Origin of the sequence: Ligilactobacillus ubinensis (genome assembly GCF_024160875.1) — a bacterium.
Lineage (GTDB): Bacteria > Bacillota > Bacilli > Lactobacillales > Lactobacillaceae > Ligilactobacillus > Ligilactobacillus ubinensis.
Genome location: NZ_JAIULA010000001.1, coordinates 94861 through 110852 on the forward strand (window position 1 = coordinate 94861; position 15992 = coordinate 110852).

At 32.9% G+C, this 15992-nt stretch carries 15 protein-coding genes; 8 read left to right on the forward strand and 7 right to left on the reverse strand.

Annotated elements, in window-relative coordinates:
- Positions 1–11 precede the first annotated feature (11 nt).
- The 6 genes from leuD (at position 12) to LB941_RS00480 (ending at position 6814) form a co-directional block, all read left to right on the forward strand.
- The gene (leuD, locus tag LB941_RS00455) at positions 12–599 is read left to right on the forward strand and encodes a 3-isopropylmalate dehydratase small subunit (protein ID WP_253358502.1); all 588 of its coding nucleotides are present in this window, start codon (positions 12–14) and stop codon (positions 597–599) included.
- Between the two features lie 192 nt (positions 600–791).
- On the forward strand, positions 792–1364 hold the full coding sequence (locus tag LB941_RS00460; RefSeq protein ID WP_253358504.1) for a TetR/AcrR family transcriptional regulator: 573 nt from the start codon (positions 792–794) through the stop codon (positions 1362–1364).
- Positions 1365–1915: 551 nt separating this feature from the next.
- On the forward strand, positions 1916–2218 hold the full coding sequence (locus LB941_RS12575) for a helix-turn-helix domain-containing protein (protein ID WP_425270466.1): 303 nt from the start codon (positions 1916–1918) through the stop codon (positions 2216–2218).
- A gap of 205 nt (positions 2219–2423) precedes the next feature.
- Positions 2424–3827 (forward strand): hypothetical protein, encoded by a 1404-nt coding sequence (locus LB941_RS00470; protein ID WP_253358508.1) that lies wholly within the window; start codon positions 2424–2426, stop codon positions 3825–3827.
- Between the two features lie 28 nt (positions 3828–3855).
- Positions 3856–5949, forward strand: coding sequence for a lectin-like domain-containing protein (locus tag LB941_RS00475; RefSeq protein WP_253358510.1), 2094 nt, complete (start codon positions 3856–3858; stop codon positions 5947–5949).
- 178 nt (positions 5950–6127) lie between these two features.
- A complete protein-coding gene (locus LB941_RS00480; protein ID WP_253358512.1) occupies positions 6128–6814 on the forward strand; it encodes a hydrolase in 687 nt (228 codons plus the stop codon).
- 115 nt (positions 6815–6929) lie between these two features.
- Here LB941_RS00480 and LB941_RS00485 read toward each other — a convergent pair whose 3' ends face one another.
- Positions 6930–7496 (reverse strand): TMEM175 family protein, encoded by a 567-nt coding sequence (locus tag LB941_RS00485; RefSeq protein ID WP_253358514.1) that lies wholly within the window; start codon positions 7494–7496, stop codon positions 6930–6932.
- A 326-nt stretch (positions 7497–7822) separates the two neighbouring features.
- Between LB941_RS00485 and LB941_RS00490 the strand changes: the two genes are divergently transcribed.
- Positions 7823–8740, forward strand: coding sequence for a DMT family transporter (locus LB941_RS00490; RefSeq protein WP_253358516.1), 918 nt, complete (start codon positions 7823–7825; stop codon positions 8738–8740).
- A 143-nt stretch (positions 8741–8883) separates the two neighbouring features.
- Here the strand turns inward: LB941_RS00490 and LB941_RS00495 are convergent, their stop codons facing one another.
- Genes LB941_RS00495 through larA form a run of 6 tightly spaced genes read right to left on the reverse strand, consistent with a single transcriptional unit; the run spans position 8884 to position 14798 of the window.
- Positions 8884–9876 carry a HoxN/HupN/NixA family nickel/cobalt transporter gene (locus tag LB941_RS00495; protein WP_253358518.1) on the reverse strand — a complete coding sequence of 331 codons (993 nt, stop codon included), beginning with the start codon at positions 9874–9876 and terminating at the stop codon, positions 8884–8886.
- A gap of 58 nt (positions 9877–9934) precedes the next feature.
- Positions 9935–10657, reverse strand: a complete 723-nt coding sequence (locus LB941_RS00500) for an MIP/aquaporin family protein (protein WP_253358520.1) — start codon at positions 10655–10657, stop codon at positions 9935–9937.
- 7 nt (positions 10658–10664) lie between these two features.
- Positions 10665–11501, reverse strand: coding sequence for an ATP-dependent sacrificial sulfur transferase LarE (larE, locus tag LB941_RS00505; protein WP_253358522.1), 837 nt, complete (start codon positions 11499–11501; stop codon positions 10665–10667).
- Positions 11502–11524: 23 nt separating this feature from the next.
- Positions 11525–12754: a nickel pincer cofactor biosynthesis protein LarC gene (gene larC, locus LB941_RS00510; RefSeq protein ID WP_253358524.1), complete on the reverse strand. Its 1230-nt coding sequence runs from the start codon at positions 12752–12754 to the stop codon at positions 11525–11527.
- Positions 12751–13512: a nickel pincer cofactor biosynthesis protein LarB gene (gene larB, locus LB941_RS00515; protein ID WP_253358526.1), complete on the reverse strand. Its 762-nt coding sequence runs from the start codon at positions 13510–13512 to the stop codon at positions 12751–12753. The genes larC and larB overlap by 4 nt, the downstream gene beginning before the upstream one ends.
- Positions 13513–13514: 2 nt before the next feature.
- Positions 13515–14798, reverse strand: a complete 1284-nt coding sequence (larA, locus tag LB941_RS00520; RefSeq protein WP_253358528.1) for a nickel-dependent lactate racemase — start codon at positions 14796–14798, stop codon at positions 13515–13517.
- Positions 14799–14998: 200 nt separating this feature from the next.
- Between larA and LB941_RS00525 the strand changes: the two genes are divergently transcribed.
- Positions 14999–15685 (forward strand): Crp/Fnr family transcriptional regulator, encoded by a 687-nt coding sequence (locus LB941_RS00525; RefSeq protein ID WP_253358530.1) that lies wholly within the window; start codon positions 14999–15001, stop codon positions 15683–15685.
- Positions 15686–15992 lie beyond the last annotated feature (307 nt).

Consider the following 15992-nt stretch of genomic DNA (forward strand, 5'->3'; position numbering starts at 1 on the left):
AGGAAGAACAAATGGATCCTATTACAGTTCACACAGGACGTACAGTTGCGTTAATGAATGACAATATAGATACAGATCAGATTATCCCAAAACAATTCTTGAAAAATATTTTGAAAACAGGATATGCAAATTCACTGTTTTTTGATTGGCGTTATGACGATGCTGGTAAGCCAAATAAGGATTTTGAATTAAACAAACCTGAGCGGCAAGGGGCGTCAATTCTAATTACAGGAAGTAATTTTGGATGTGGTTCATCTCGTGAGCATGCTGCTTGGGCTTTAAAGGATTGGGGCTTTAGAGTTATAATTGCAGGTGGTTATAGTGATATTTTTTATATGAACTGTACAAAAAATGGAATTTTACCAGTTGTCCTGCCACAAAATGCACGAGATTATTTGGCAAAAATTGCATCTCAAGAAGAAATTACGATAGATTTACCTAATCAGGAAGTATGCTGTGGTAAGGAAAAGTATCATTTTGATTTTGATCAGACTTGGAAACAAAAGTTTATTAATGGTGATGATGATATTGATATAACAATGGCATATCAACAGCAAATAGAAGAATATGAACAAAAGCTACCTGTTTTTTGGCAATAACAAATAGAAGAACAATAAGTGTCTTTTGGGTTTCAATATTAAAATTGATACCCAAGAGGCATTTTTTAATGTTAAAATATAAATGTATATATTTTTTTAATTTTTAAAAGTAACTGTTTAAAACTGATAGAAAGTTTATTATGCTATAGTAATAGATAATGCTATCAAATATATATCATAGGGGGATACAGTATGGCTTTAAAAGTTTTAGATCACACGAAAATATTAAAGGCAGCAATTTCGCTCATAGATGCTGAGGAAGCTTTAACTTTTAGCAGACTAGCGACGGTTTTAGGGACCCGCTCGCAAGCACTATATAATTATTATCCAAATGTTAGTGCAATTAGAGTAGCAATGGTTGACTATTTTTATAGTGGTTTATTTGAAACATTACAAAAAAGATTAGGGGAACTAGGAGATAAAGCAGATATTATTGAATATGGACTGATATGCAGAAAATATAGTCTTGAACACTATTCATTAATGCAACTTGCGTTAGCAACACCGGGAAAGAAAATACGAAAAACGAAACAGCAACAAGAATTACGTAAGAAATATTTGGCACTATTCAATTCGCTATTGGAACCACTGAATTTGGAGTATGGAGATTACTTGATAATTAGTAGAGCTTTAAGAAACCTAGTTGTAGGAGAAGTAAGTAATGTGGGAAGTGGTTGGTTTAGTAATACGAAGATGAGTTCAGAGGAAACTTTTAAAAAGACAATTGAATTGCTAATAAGAAATTGTAAGAAAAGAACTAAGTGAACATTTATTTAAAAGAATAAAAATAAGGCAATGTAGTCTAAACTAAAAAGTAGGGCTATTTGCCTTATTTTTAATGTGTTTTTAGATACATAAAAGTAGATAATACTTCTTGATTGAAAATAATGCGCGCTGATATTACAATATGTAATACAACCGAATTACAATATGTAATACAACTATAATCAATTAAATATATCAAAATTAAAAAATTAATTTAATTTAGTTATAAATGTTTTGGATTATAGAAGCATGAAATGTATGAAAACAGCGGCGAAACAGGGACTTTTGTTGCTTGGAGTATAGAAAAAAATAATGGAGTTGGCGAGGTGAACGAAATAAATGGTTTTTCATTTTTAACATTTTTAAAAAATGGAAAACTCCGCACGTGTAAAAAGATAATAACATATAATTGTGGGTATTATCATGATGTAATACGAATTTCAACTTTGATATTACAAACATATAAAATATCCTTTTGGATTAGCTTAACTAATCTTGGTCTAATTAGGAAGACCAAAAAAAATACTACAGTATTTAAGGGGAGTGCTAATATGACAGTCTTTGAAGTAATAAGGAACTTAGCAAGACAACACGACAAGAACTTACAGCAGGTGGCTGAAGATCTGAACTTTAGTAAAAATTTATTGTACAGATGGCAGGTAACGCAACCTAAGGCAAGAGATTTAGCTAAAGTAGCGGATTATTTTAATGTGTCAGTTGACTATTTGCTTGGACGTAATAACAGTGCTAGTAGTGTAGAAATAAGTGATAGGAGGGTTTCTATGACATACCATGGTATGCCACTTAATGATGAAGATAGAAGAATAATATTAAGAGTCATGCACGGGAAATAAGTTGAAAATTACAATTATTAGCTTGTAATTTAAGGAACATACTTCGATAATACAAAATTTTATTAGGAATATATACGTTTTTATAAGCTTAACTATTTTAAACTAACTAATTTATTATTTTGTAAAGTATTGTAATACGGTTATCTATAAGAAAACATAGCGATGTTTAAAGTCGATATATATATAGTTAAGTGGGGGGATAATATTGGAAATTTTAAATGTACTGAATGATTTTGAAAATGAAAAAATAAATTTATTTATTGCAATATTGGATAATCCCAATCGCGAGATTGAAATCAGGACACTTCAAGAAGTAATGGATATGTCACGGTACAAAATTCTAAGTTTGATTGATAGTTTGAACAATGATATTAAATTTTTAACTGACTATAACGGCGTTGTAGTAGATACCAAGATCGTTGTACCGAGTAAATGCTTCTCTAGATATTTGCTCAATGTTATTAAGAAGTACTATTTTGATTTAGCTCCTATAAAAGTTTTGATGCTTGAGACGCTTGAAGGTGGGGACTTTCCAAGCTTTCAGAAGATTGAAATAAAATATTCGTGGTCAAAATCATATTTTTATCAACAAAAAAATAAATATGAAGAGCTTTTAAGGGAAGTAGTATCAAAAGGAGATTTTGATAAAGAAGCAGCGTTGCGTTACTTTTTCTATGGTATTTTCGATTTTTTTAACTATTTTCCATATGATGCTGATACATCCTTAGATAAGGTAATTATAAATCGTAATACTTTGGATAGACTAGCAAATACACAAAGACATAAGGCAGAGTTAATGCTGTGGATTGTTAAAAAGAGAATTTTAAATGGTAAGCATATTTCTAAAAACAGTTTAGTTCTCAACGATGATTTTTCAAATTATATTAAGCTAGATTGGTTATCAGTCACAAAAGATAAGAAAGAAGAATTATTTTTAGCGCAATTTTATTATTATATTGGAGTCTTTAATATGAAGAACCTAAATAAAGAATCATTTAGAAAAAAAGAACAACTTGACTTCATAAAAATAAACAATATGGTAAAAAATAAGATAAAAGTAATAGTACAAAGAAAGTATAATCATCATGATAGAAATTTAGATAGATTGTGCCATGAAATTGTGGCTCAGGTTATTTTAGAAAAAGAGTGCTACGTAAAAATTGATAAATTCAGAATAAATGTGCGCTATTTTGCTGAGGTTTATCCGTTTTTAGATAGTGTAGTGAAACAAATAGTGGGTACATTGTCTGAGTATTGGAATGTTCCAGATAGTAGGAGGACATACTTTAATATAATGCTTGCAATGCTGTATTCAGGTGTTCCGTTTACACTAAAGGACAACATTAAGTTATGTATTGACTTTTCAGGTGGGCCACATGTCAACGATTATATTCTAAGATTATTTAAAAGTTATGTGAATATAAATGTTGAAGTTTCAAATAAATTGACGGCGGATACGGACTTGTATTTAAGTGATCAGTATATGGATTATCAAAAAATAGACCAAGTAATCTGGATAAAGCCACCTACACCACTTGATTGGGCTGAATTTGGAGAAAAAGTAGTTGAGATTAAGCAACGTAAATATTATTCGGTACATGGGAGGTAACAATTAGTTCCTGGAGGACAAATAGGTAGTGGGAAAAAAAGAAAAAGTTATTATAATCACAGGATTAACGATGGGGTTAGCAATGACAGAGCTGGCTGTGAATCATGTTCATGCAGCTACTATTGCTAATGGGGATGCTAATTTAAATAGAATAACAACGAATGATAATTACACAATTGTAACACCCGCAAATTTTTTGAAGTATTTTACGCAAAATGGTAATGCAATAAATAATTATGATGATTCAACGGGAATTCAGATTTTTACAACAACTACTAATCAAGTAGGGAATATAACATTTAATGGTGTATTAGATTTAAATGAATCATTCGAGATTAAGGGAGCTATAAATGTGGGACTAGCAACATCTTCGCACACTGTTGCAGATGGCATAGGTTTTGCATTTTATCAAGGGGAACGGGACCAATATAGTGATACAAGTACTGCTAGTAATATCTACGGGGGTAATGTTGGTATCTATGGTGTCCCAAATGTTTTTGGTTGGAAAGCTGATACTTATGCGAATAATGATGGAGTTGATGGGGATTCAGATACGGGATTACCTTCGCCATATGGCGCATTTGTTCAAACAAACTCAAGTGGATATGGAACAATCGACAAAGAATCGGTTAAGAATCTGGCAAATCTAACAGATGGAAAATTTCATCAAATTGATATTAAATACGATGCTTCTACAAAAATGATGCAAATCACATTAAATACAAAACAAGGTGATATTGTATTTAATAAGAATCTTGATAGTATTGTTGATACAAAAAATCCACAGTATTCTTTTTCTATTATAGCATCAACAGGTGCTTTATCTGCTACACAGTCTTTTCAGTTGGAGTCTATGGATTATGTAGCATTGCAGACGGCAACGATTAATTATGTTGATGAGAATACAGGTCAAATTTTAAAAGCTACTCAAATTACAGGAAAAAGTAATGCGGTAATTGATTATCCAACAAAACAAATTGAAGCTTATGTTCAACAAGGATATGAAGTTGACGCAGAAAAAAGCACATTGAATTCAGATTCTCAGTTTGATAAAGACGACACAACGAATCAGAATTTTTATGTATACCTTAAACATAAAACAAGTACAGTTAAGTCTACAAAAGATATTAAGCAAACAATCCATTATCAATATACAAATGGAACGTTAGCAGCTGCAGATATAATAAAAACAATTACTTTTGTCAATGAAACCACTACTGATGAAGTTACAAAAAAGGTAACAGATTCTTGGTCCGCACTGAATGGAGATAAGTTTGCGGAAACAGATTCTCCAATTATTAAGGGCTATACAGCATCTATAAAAGTAATTCCTGAGACAACAACACTTAGTTACGATAGTACAGATCAAGTATATACTGTCACATATGTCCCCAATGATGAGGAAGTAAAAATAAATTTTGTTGATAGCATTTCAGGTAAAAGCTTGTTTGAAAAAACAATTACTGGAAAATACGGAACAGTTGCAAACTATCAATTAGATGACGATTTAAAGGCTTTAGGACAACAAGGATATACTTTAGAAAGTAGTGATATTCCTGTTACAGGTATTCTTTTTAATAGGGATGATGAGATTCAAACGTATACCGTTAAAGTTGTTCCGAAACTAATGAATGCTAATAGTACAGATACGCTCGTTAATAATACATTTTTCTTAAAGAAAGTTGAATTTATTGATGAGTCGACTAATCAAGTTATAAAAAGTGACGAGTTATCAAGACAACAAAATTTTTATCCAATAAAAACAGTTACAGCAGTCCTTGCGCAACGAGGATATGTTGTTAATAGTACTTGGAATGGAACATACAGTTATCAAAATACAGAGCAAGCTAATGTGAAAGTAGCTGTTACTAAGACGCCGATGATTGAAGAAGAAAAGAGGTTATTAAAGAACTTTTTAAATAGTAAAGAGTACGAGACTAATAATAAAGCGATGGTTCAACAAAATAAATTATTGAAGCAATCTTTTACGACTCCTAGTAATGAGGCGGATGTTAATAGAGTATATTTCCCCAAGACTGGCGGTGGGGCTGATGGTACTCAATATGAAGTTGCCAAAATGTTGGCGGTATTGTCTCAAACAGTAAACTTTGGTCAGCGGTGAGACTTAGAAAAAGTAGATAGCTACTATCTTTAAACAAATAACTAAGTAAAGATGATATTTTTACTTATGTTATTTGTTTTACTTTTTCTAAAAATATTGCATAATGATTGAGTAAAATAAATTAGTATAAAAAATACGATTATCTTACTTGCAATAATTTTAGATTGAGGTGAAAAATTTGAAAGAAAAAAGAAAAGAAGTTCCAATTTTAGATTCTGCATTACGCTCAGATATTGTTAAGGCACCTACAGTGATAAAAAATGCTTCAGGAATTAATTTATATGGGAAACGGATTAAAAGTATTATCTACACAATGGATGTTGCTGTGATTGCAAATTGCAATGCCGATGCTGTATTGGCAGTATATCCGTGGACGCCTAATACTAAGATAATTGATGCTATCTCAACGATTTCACATGTGCCAATTCTCGCGGGAATTGGAGGTGGGTTAACCAAAGGCTTGCGTTCAGCCACGGTAGGACTTTTTGCAGAGGAACATGGGGTTCAGGCAGTGGTTTTAAATGCACCAACCACCATTGAAACGATTGCGCAGGTTGATAAATTTGTGGATGTTCCTATAATATACACAATTGTTAATCAAAATAAAGATTTAAAGGCAAGTATTAAAGCCGGCGTACAAGCTTTTAATATTGCAGGCGGTAAAAACACACCACAGCTTGTAACTTGGGTGCGTGAACAAATAAAAGATTATGCACCTAATTTTCCAATAATTGCGTCAGGTGGTAAAACAGAAGCAGATATTCAAGCAACTATTGATGCTGGAGCAAATGCTATTACTTTTACAGCATATGGAATGACAGAAGCAATTTTTCAACACAAGATGGAAGAATATCGAAAATTATAATGCAATAATAAACTTGAGAACCAGACGACAGATGACTGAAAAAATGCATTTTTTTTCTGGTTCTCGTACTCTACATATAAGAGTTTGAAGTGTTGCTTAATTAATGTTAGGGAGATTACTTGTCGTGGATAGTTGAACTTATCAACCAATAAATTAAAATTGCAAAAACGGCAATAGAAGAAATTAGTGGAATCAAAAAAGTAAGTGCGGTTGATAGAAAACCAAAGACAACCAAATGCAACCGTGTTTTATTAATTAGATAACATTTGTGCCGGCTATTGCTAGTTACTCTATTTAATGATACTTGTCCTAATACATAAAGACCTAAGACAGATAAGACATAAATTAAAATGTAGCAGACGCTTGGTGCAACTGCAGTTGGAAATTCACCATGCCATGCAGTTACGAGAGGTAATAAACTAATAGGCAAAAGAAGTAAGATGTTTGTCCATAATAATTTTTTATCAACGGTTTGGACAGGATTTATTATAGTATGGTGACTAATCCAAAAGCTAGCAATAAAAAAGAAACTTAGGATATAGGCTGATAAAGTTGAAAAAAAGGCGGGTTTTAACAACTGTTGCCACGACCCATCTGTAGGTGTTTTTAGTTCTAAAACCATGATTGTAATAAGAATAGCGAAAATACCGTCGCTGAATGCTTCTAGTCTGTTTTTTGACATGAAAATAACCTCATCTAAAATTATATATTTAAGAAAAATTTTAATACATTATAAATAATTTAAAATTACAATATATGGGTAAATAATACAAGTAAAAAATACATCAAATTTATGAAGGTGCAACTAGCTATATGTCTTTTGCCATTCTCTTTAATAGTAATTTTGGAATATAGGCTTATTTCTATTAATCACTCGGATGTTTTCCTGTATAATGAGCAATTGGAAACAAAGTAAAAAAGTGATGCCTTCTTAGAAGTAGCCATTTTAGTGCTGCTTTTAATTTTTTAGTGGTTTAGTCACTTAGAAAAAGAGTGTTAATATAAAAAATGAGTAGTAAACAAAAAGGAATTATTTTAGCAATTCTAGGAGCTTCATTATGGGGAACTTCTGGTGTAGCAGTTCAGTATCTATATGCACATGCCCAGATAAATACAGCGTGGTTGGTTGCGCAACGATTATTGGGAGCGGGAATTTTATTGAGTATTTGGTCACATTACAAATACCCTGGGGAAATTAGCCGAATAATAAAAAAGCGAACGAATTGGATTAGACTAATTCTTTTTTCCTTGATTGGAGTTGGAGGATCACAATTCACATACTTTGTGGCAGTTAGTTTAAGCAATGCACCCACAGCAACAACGATTCAATTTTTATCACCAATTATTATCATTGCATATACAGCTATCGCTAAAAAGGCTTTACCGCGAAGGATAGATGTTTTTTCAGTTGTAATTGCGATTATGGGAACATTTATGTTGATTACGGGAGGACATTTAGATAGGTTATCACTTTCTGTTGAGGCCTGTATATGGGGATTATTAGCTGCTTTTTGTACAGCAATGGAGGTTGTTATTCCAGAAGGTTTAATGCAACGTTATCAAACTGTATCGCTAATAGGCACAGCAATGATAATAAGTGAATTTGCTTTTTTACCAAATCTAGTTTTAAAGCCTTGGCCACAGTTAACATTTTTTGATTGGGGATTGGTTGTGTATATTGTAATTGCAGGAACGTTGTTTGCTTATTTATTTTTCTTGGCAAGCACTCGTTATATTTCAACAAGTTTAACTGGGATGTTAGGTGCTTTTGAACCATTGGTAGCAACAGTTTTAGCTGTCGCTTTGTTAGGTACCAGTCTTAGTGTGGATGAACTCATCGGTGGGGGTTGTATAATAGCAGTTACGATATTACAAGCATGGGCTGAGAAAAAGGGAATCCTTAAACAAAGTAGAGGCAACGCGTAAATGTATAGTAGCTTCCTTAAAAAATTACAACTAGTTTAAAATAAAAAGATAGATGTGATGTTATAAAAAAACTAGCGTTTAACACGCTAGCAGTAGGTAATATTATAGATGTAGATAAGTTGATTAGATAAAATATAAAGCAGCTAGATTTTGGACTTTTGAATTTTATATTGCCAACCTATATAATATGATGCCCATAAGAGAGAAAATAGAATAACAATATAAATACCGAGTGAATTAAGATCTATATTTGCTAGCCAAAGATTTAATTTACTGAGTTTTGTAAAAATAATTGTTCCAGATTGAAGTAGTTCGATACTACCAATAAGAAAAGCAACAATTATAGAAATAAAAGTAATTGTTAAGTTATAATGTAGCTTTCTTTCGGGCATTGAAAAGGCCCAATTATAGGCACCTGACATCATAACAGAATCTGTTGTATCCATTAGCATCATGCCAGCTGCAAAAAGCAAGGGAAAAACCATACTATTCCAACCTAAGGCGAAACGGTTACTTTCAGCAGAAATTGAAATTAATCCAATTTCTGTTGCAGTATCAAACCCTAAACCAAACAAAAAACCAATGGGATACATGTGCCATGCTTTAGTTACCATTCGCAAAAAAGGGGTTAAAATTTTTGTTAGTGGCCCACGGGAATTTAACAAGTTATTAAGCTGGTTTTCTTCAAGGCTGGTATGATTTAGTTGCTTTTTAATATTTAGTAAGATAATTAGGTTATTAACAGCTAAAAATAGTAAAAAAGTTCCAGAGATTATGCCACCTGTTTTATCACCTAAATTAGAAAGAAAAGATATTTTTTCTTTGAATAACGTAGCAGATAAATTTAACAATAATACAATAAAAATAACGACAGTTGAATGACCTAAAGAAAAGTAAAAACCAACTCCAGTAGCTTTTTGTTTTTGGTTAACTAATTTTCGAACAGAATTATCGATTGCGGCAATGTGATCGGCATCAAATGCGTGGCGTAAGCCTAATGTATATGCAACGAAACCTAATCCTAATTGGGTGGGCGATTGTTTAGCAATGATCCAAATCCAAGAAAAGGTGCAGAGATGTAGGATAGCAATTAGTAGATAATAGTTAGAAGATTTTTTAAATAACTTTTTTTTCATAGAATTTTCCTTTCAAAAAAGCAGCTCGGTATAAAGCACTAACCGAACCGCTTTTTACTTAATTAAAAACATTCTGATAGATGGTTGTGGCGGCGGTAGCTCCAAGAATAGGGGCTAAGATAGGAACCCAACTATAAGAGAACTGTGAACTGCCTTTAAGTTTAAAAGGCCATATTGCGTGAAGTAATCTAGGCCCGAAATCTCTAGCAGGATTTAAAGCGGGTCCAGTTGGACCACCAAACGAGATAACTAGACACATAACTAGAAAACCTAGACCGATAAAATCAGCACGTGAATCAACTTTATCAACGGTAATAAATAGCGCACCAAATACTAATAAAAATGTACCGATAAATTCATTGATGAAACCATTTAGTTTACTATGAGCAGCATCAATTGTTGCGAACGTACCTAATATTGCCTCTGAGTTAGTTGTTTTATTGTAATAAGGACTATAAGCTAAGATGATTAGCACCTGCCCCAGAATTGCTCCAAGCAATTGAGAGACAACATAGGGAATAACCTCTTTCCAAGGAAAACTACCTGTGACAGCTAAGGCGATAGTCATAGCAGGATTAATCTGAGCACCAGAAATTGTGGCAAACATCAATGCGGGAATCATAACACCTATTCCATAACCAAAGCCAATTAAAACCCAACCGCCATGAAACCCTTTAGTCCCTTTTAATTCAACGTTAGCAACTGAACCATTGCCTAAAGCGACCATAATAGCAGTACCAAAAAATTCCGCCAGACAACGTATAAATAAAGAATAGTGCATTCGATTATTACCCCACTAAAATACTTTCTTTTTCTGCATTTGAAAGTGATTGATTCATCCGACCACTAGTGAATCCTTGTAGATCAACTGTAATATACTCATAACCTATCATAGTTAACGTTTCAGTTACTTTGGTTCTTTCAGCGATTAATTTTGAAATGTCTGCGGCAGGAACCTCAATTCGGGCAACATTTTGATGAACGCGAACTCTAACGGACATAAAGCCTAGTTCCTTTAAAGCTTTTTCGGCTGAGATAACTTGACGTAACTTTGCACTAGTTAACTTAGTATTGTATGGGAAGCGAGATGACACTGAACAAGATGCAAGTTTGTTCCAGTTTGTAAGTCCTAAATCTTGTGCTAATTTGCGGACATCTGTTTTATACATATCGGCTTGTTGTAGAATTGAAAGAGCGCCTGCTTCATCTCTTGCACGAAGACCAGGACGAAAATCGGAGTTGTCATCCATAATCATGCCATCAAGAACAATATCAGCATTAAATTGCTTAGCTATTGCTAGCATTTGAGTATAGAAAATTTTTTTCATATAATACCATGAATCAGGGGTATTATTACTAATATGCTCATCAGCTAAGTAGTCTAGGTGTACCCCTTTTACTTGAGCACCTAATTTTTTGGCTAAATGGATGGCTTTTTCATATTCATCGTCAGAGAATAACTCTGAATTGGCAACGACAGCTAAAACATTTTCCTTACCAAGGACATCAAGAGCTTCATCTAAGACAAGGGTTGAATCAATTCCGCCAGAAAAGCCAACGATAACACGATTATAACTGGCTAAGCTATTTTGTAATTTTTTTTCTTTTTCGACTAATGTATTCATTTTTAAGATTCCTTTCACACTATTTAATCAGATTGAATAAGATTCATGATTTTAGTTTCTAAATTTTTAATAGGTAATTTATTTTTTTGAGCTAAGCTAACTAGATCATCATGCTCTAGTGAAACTTTTGTTATTCCTGCATAGGATAGGTATTTAACATGTAGATTACCAAACTTTGTTTTAAGTAATTTAAGATCTCGTTGCATAATCTTGCGATCTAGTAATTGTTGCCTGACACCAATTGATGATGTGTGTTCAAAAATGATTTTAGTTAATGTCTCGCTATTAGTCGGATCAGCTAATAAGCAAAGCTTATGAGCTGGACGCCCCTTTTTCATTGTAATTGGTTCGACCCAAGCATCTTTAGCGCCATTTGTAAGTAATATAGCCATGACATCGGATAATTCTTGTCCAGTAGTATCATCAAGATTTGTTTCTATTAAGATAATTTGATCTTTTGAGTGGATAACTTTTTGGTTACTAAGCAATGAATTATAAATACAGCTTCTTAGGGCGTTTAACCCATTTATTTGGCGAGTACCAAAACCGTAGCCAATTTTTTCAAGAATTAGATTTTCAGGAACTTCACCAAATGTTGTTGTTGCACATTTTATAATTCCAAATCCTGTTGGAGTAACCAATTCAGTATCTACATCCATTCTTTGTCTAAAAGGAATGGCACTATTTGTTCGCATTTGCATTACTGCGGGAACGGGGACAGGCATTACGCCATGGGCAACTTTAATCGTCCCTGTTCCATCGACTAAAGGCCCACAAATTAATTTATCTATTTTTAAAAGATTTAATCCAATGAAGAAACCAGTAATATCAATAATAGAATCAATGGCACCAATTTCATGGAAATGAATTTCATCAATCTTTTTTTCGTGGACATGAGCTTCTGCTTTAGCAATTTCTTCAAATACTGTACATGCTGATTTTTTGATGTGAGCATTTAAAGTAGAGTTGTTAATAATGTCTTCAATAGTTGCAAGATTTCTACCGTGATGATGAATTTTTTGTGCACCTTCATCAACATGATGATTTGCAAATTCACTAGTTAGACTAACTTCAAATAGATGTCCTGTAATTGCTGATTTTGTTGTTTTTGTTAATGACAAATGATAGCCGGTTAGTTTAAGTTTTGCTAACTCATTTTTAAACGCATTAAAATCTAATCCAAGATCAAATAATGTTCCAAGGAGCATATTACCACTTACACCAGAAAAAGGATCTAAATATAAAGTTTTCAATTTGTATACTCCCCTAAATGATTTATTTTACTTGCAGAGTAGCCAGCACCAAAGCCATTGTCAATGTTGACCACAGTAACACCGGTAGCACAACTATTTAACATAGTTAGTAAAGCGGATATTCCATGAAATGAGGTACCATAACCAATACTGGTGGGGACTGCAATTACAGGTGAGGTGACAAGTCCACCAACAACAGAAGCTAATGCACCTTCCATTCCAGCAACCACAATAACTACACGTGCCTCTTTGATAGCATCAATTCGTGCAAACAAGCGATGAATTCCAGCAACGCCGACGTCATAGATTCTAGTAACATTATTGCCAAACATTTCAGCTGTGAGTGCTGCTTCTTCGGCAACATGTAAATCTGAAGTTCCAGCAGTCACGACAGCAATTTTTCCTTTTGTTTTTTGCAGTGTATGTTTTTTCCACAATAACATTTTAGAGGAAGTATCATAGGTTAATTCAGGTAAATATTTGGTAACGTCGCTAGCTTTTTGAGGAGTAACGCGGGTCACGAGAATATTATTTTGACTTTGCAACATTGTTGTAACGATTTTAACTATTTGAGAAGCAGATTTCCCTTCGCCATAAACAATTTCAGGGACACCGGTTCGAACTTTTCGTTCAGTATCAACTTTAGCGAAGTCAAGATCAGTGAAACCGAAATTATTAATTATTTTAGTTGCATCTTCAAAAGTTATTTTTTGTTCAGAGAGAAGTTGGAATATCTGTTTTACTTTGTCTATTTCCATGGCTAGTTTTTACCTTTTACAATGACACCGAGTCCATCAGGAATGACAACAACTTTAGCGGCTTTGCCTTCACGCTGAAAGGCCTTTTGCATAGCCTCTTCTAACGATGTTGCAAGTTCCATATGCATGTCAGTTATTAATTTTGGATCTACAAGATCTGAAACAAAGATAACGTGGTGATTTACCAAAATACGTGCAAGAATTTGAGAGGTCCACTGATCAGGGACGGTTTTTAAGCGCGGAGTGTTAATTGCTTTATCTAAAAACTCCTTTGGATCAGCAACGTCAGCAATGTTATGAAAGAAACCTTCACCGCCATGCCCATCTCTACAACCAGCAACCATGATAATGGTTCCGCCAATTTTATTAGTTGCTTCAGCAGCAGTCATCCCTTTGACAGCTTGATAAACATTTTGATCAAGTGGATAGCCGCCATTAGTAGAAATAGTAATATCAGAATCAATAGCAGCAACTTGAGATAAGGATTCTACAAATTCAGTTCCTTTTTTATGGGCTTTTTCTAAATCACCAGCAAAGGAACCGATGATTCTTTTGTCTTCATCAAGAACAACATTTAAAATGAAGGCTAACTTAGCTTTTTTGGCTGCATAAACCATGTCTGCATGGATTAAATTATGGTTTAAATTACCAGTACGAGAATGTTTGTCTCCAATAAATTCACCTGAATGATTGGCCATAATTGTTTTGTAAGATGAGATACCAGGAAGAACAGATTTTCTACCACCTGAGAAACCAGCAAAAAAGTGTGATTCAATAAAGCCTTCAGAGATAAGTAAATCAGCTTCTACAGCAACCTTATTGATGATTAAGTCACCACCAGAAGGTAATTTACCGATTTTTACCATATCTTCATCATGCTCGGAATAGTGCATAACAATTTCTTCGTTAGCTACAATTTCTTTGCCGTATTTATTAATTAGTTCTTCTTTAGTTGAAGGACGGTGAAAACCAGTTGCAACAAGAATTCTGATACGTGCATTTGGTGCAGTCGAACGAAGCTTGCGTAACAAAATAGGGGTAATTATTTTTGAGGGTACAGGTCTAGTATGATCTGAGGAAATAATTACAATATTCTTTTTACCTCTAGCTAAGTCTTCTAGTGTAGGAGAAGCAATGGGGTTATCTAAAGATCTTTCGACTAGTTCACTTTCTGAGTATTTAGCATGATATGTCGCTGCCTGTGAAACTAAGGAACCTGCAAAGTTTTGATCCTCTATTTTTGCAGTGATGGTTCCATGATCATAAGGAAGTTCAATTTCAATCATTTGTACTTCATCTTCTTTCTTTTTTGTACACTAGTAATAATAAATGCTATGTGTAGAGTATTTATTGCCAAGTAATATTATTGAAAGTTGGCATCCTAATATATTATTATTAGATATTATCAAATGATAATGTTATATGAAGATATTCAGCATAGTATTATGTAGTATTAAGTAAAAACTAGGTTTTATAAGGAGACAAAATGACTAATAAGGATATAGATTATTTAGTTAATTTTTTAAAAGATAGGCAAATTTCAACTATTACAAAGGATTATCATACATATTTGACATTCCATGGACTTAAAGCGGCAAGTGTCTTTATATTAAAAGACGGGATAATTAAAACATCCGTTATTTTGCAAGATGGGCGTGAGTTCAATATTTCGTATATTAATCAGCCAGATGTAATTTCATTATTACATGATGAGGCATTGCAGTACGACGAGCAGCCATTCAATGTACGAATTGAATCAGAAAAAGCAACTTTTTACCAGATTAATCGAGTTAATTTTTGGAAGTATGTTAATAATAATTCACAGTTACAAAACTATGTAAAACAATATTACCGCCATCGATTATCTGAAAATTTTTCGCGATTACAACGCCTGACGATGAATGGAAAACTAGGAGCATTAGCTAACTTTTTGCGAGATATGGTTTTGAAGTTTGGAACATCGTTACCGAATAGCTCTAAAATACTAATTGACTTTGATGTTACAAATGAAGATATAGCTGGCTTTTGTGGTATTGCAAATTATGCAAGTGTTAGTAGAATGATGCGAAAACTAAAAGAAGAAGAAGTAATTGAATTTGGTAAGAATAGTAAGGGGAAGCGAAGGATAATTATTCGTGATGTTCAAAAGCTAGATGATTATATTGCATATTAAATTTGGAAGATGAATAAGGACTATTACACAGGATAAAACTACATTTATAAGTATAAATAGTCACAATATAGCATTTTTAATTAAAAATATTTAGTATTTAATCTAGCATGATCTGAGTAGTTCCCAAATGTAACTATTAATAATTGATTAGTATTCTAATAATACATATATATAAATTCACGTAGATTAGGTATTAAAATTTAACTTACGAAAAATGGCTTAACATGGTATTTTTATAGGGTGAGTTAAAAAAACTTTTATTTTTTTTTAAATTTTTTTGGTTAAAATATTTTTAAATAATATCAGA

Excerpts from the sequence above, each read along its gene's own strand:
- LB941_RS00460 (WP_253358504.1), top strand. The coding sequence starts at position 792 with ATGGCTTTAAAAGTTTTAGATCACACGAAAATATTAAAGGCAGCAATT.
- LB941_RS00500 (WP_253358520.1), bottom strand. The coding sequence starts at position 10,657 with ATGCACTATTCTTTATTTATACGTTGTCTGGCGGAATTTTTTGGTACT.
- LB941_RS12575 (WP_425270466.1), top strand. The coding sequence starts at position 1,916 with ATGACAGTCTTTGAAGTAATAAGGAACTTAGCAAGACAACACGACAAG.
- leuD (WP_253358502.1), top strand. The coding sequence starts at position 12 with ATGGATCCTATTACAGTTCACACAGGACGTACAGTTGCGTTAATGAAT.
- LB941_RS00485 (WP_253358514.1), bottom strand. The coding sequence starts at position 7,496 with ATGTCAAAAAACAGACTAGAAGCATTCAGCGACGGTATTTTCGCTATT.
- LB941_RS00525 (WP_253358530.1), top strand. The coding sequence starts at position 14,999 with ATGACTAATAAGGATATAGATTATTTAGTTAATTTTTTAAAAGATAGG.
- LB941_RS00495 (WP_253358518.1), bottom strand. The coding sequence starts at position 9,876 with ATGAAAAAAAAGTTATTTAAAAAATCTTCTAACTATTATCTACTAATT.
- larE (WP_253358522.1), bottom strand. The coding sequence starts at position 11,501 with ATGAATACATTAGTCGAAAAAGAAAAAAAATTACAAAATAGCTTAGCC.
- larA (WP_253358528.1), bottom strand. The coding sequence starts at position 14,798 with ATGATTGAAATTGAACTTCCTTATGATCATGGAACCATCACTGCAAAA.
- larB (WP_253358526.1), bottom strand. The coding sequence starts at position 13,512 with ATGGAAATAGACAAAGTAAAACAGATATTCCAACTTCTCTCTGAACAA.
- LB941_RS00490 (WP_253358516.1), top strand. The coding sequence starts at position 7,823 with ATGAGTAGTAAACAAAAAGGAATTATTTTAGCAATTCTAGGAGCTTCA.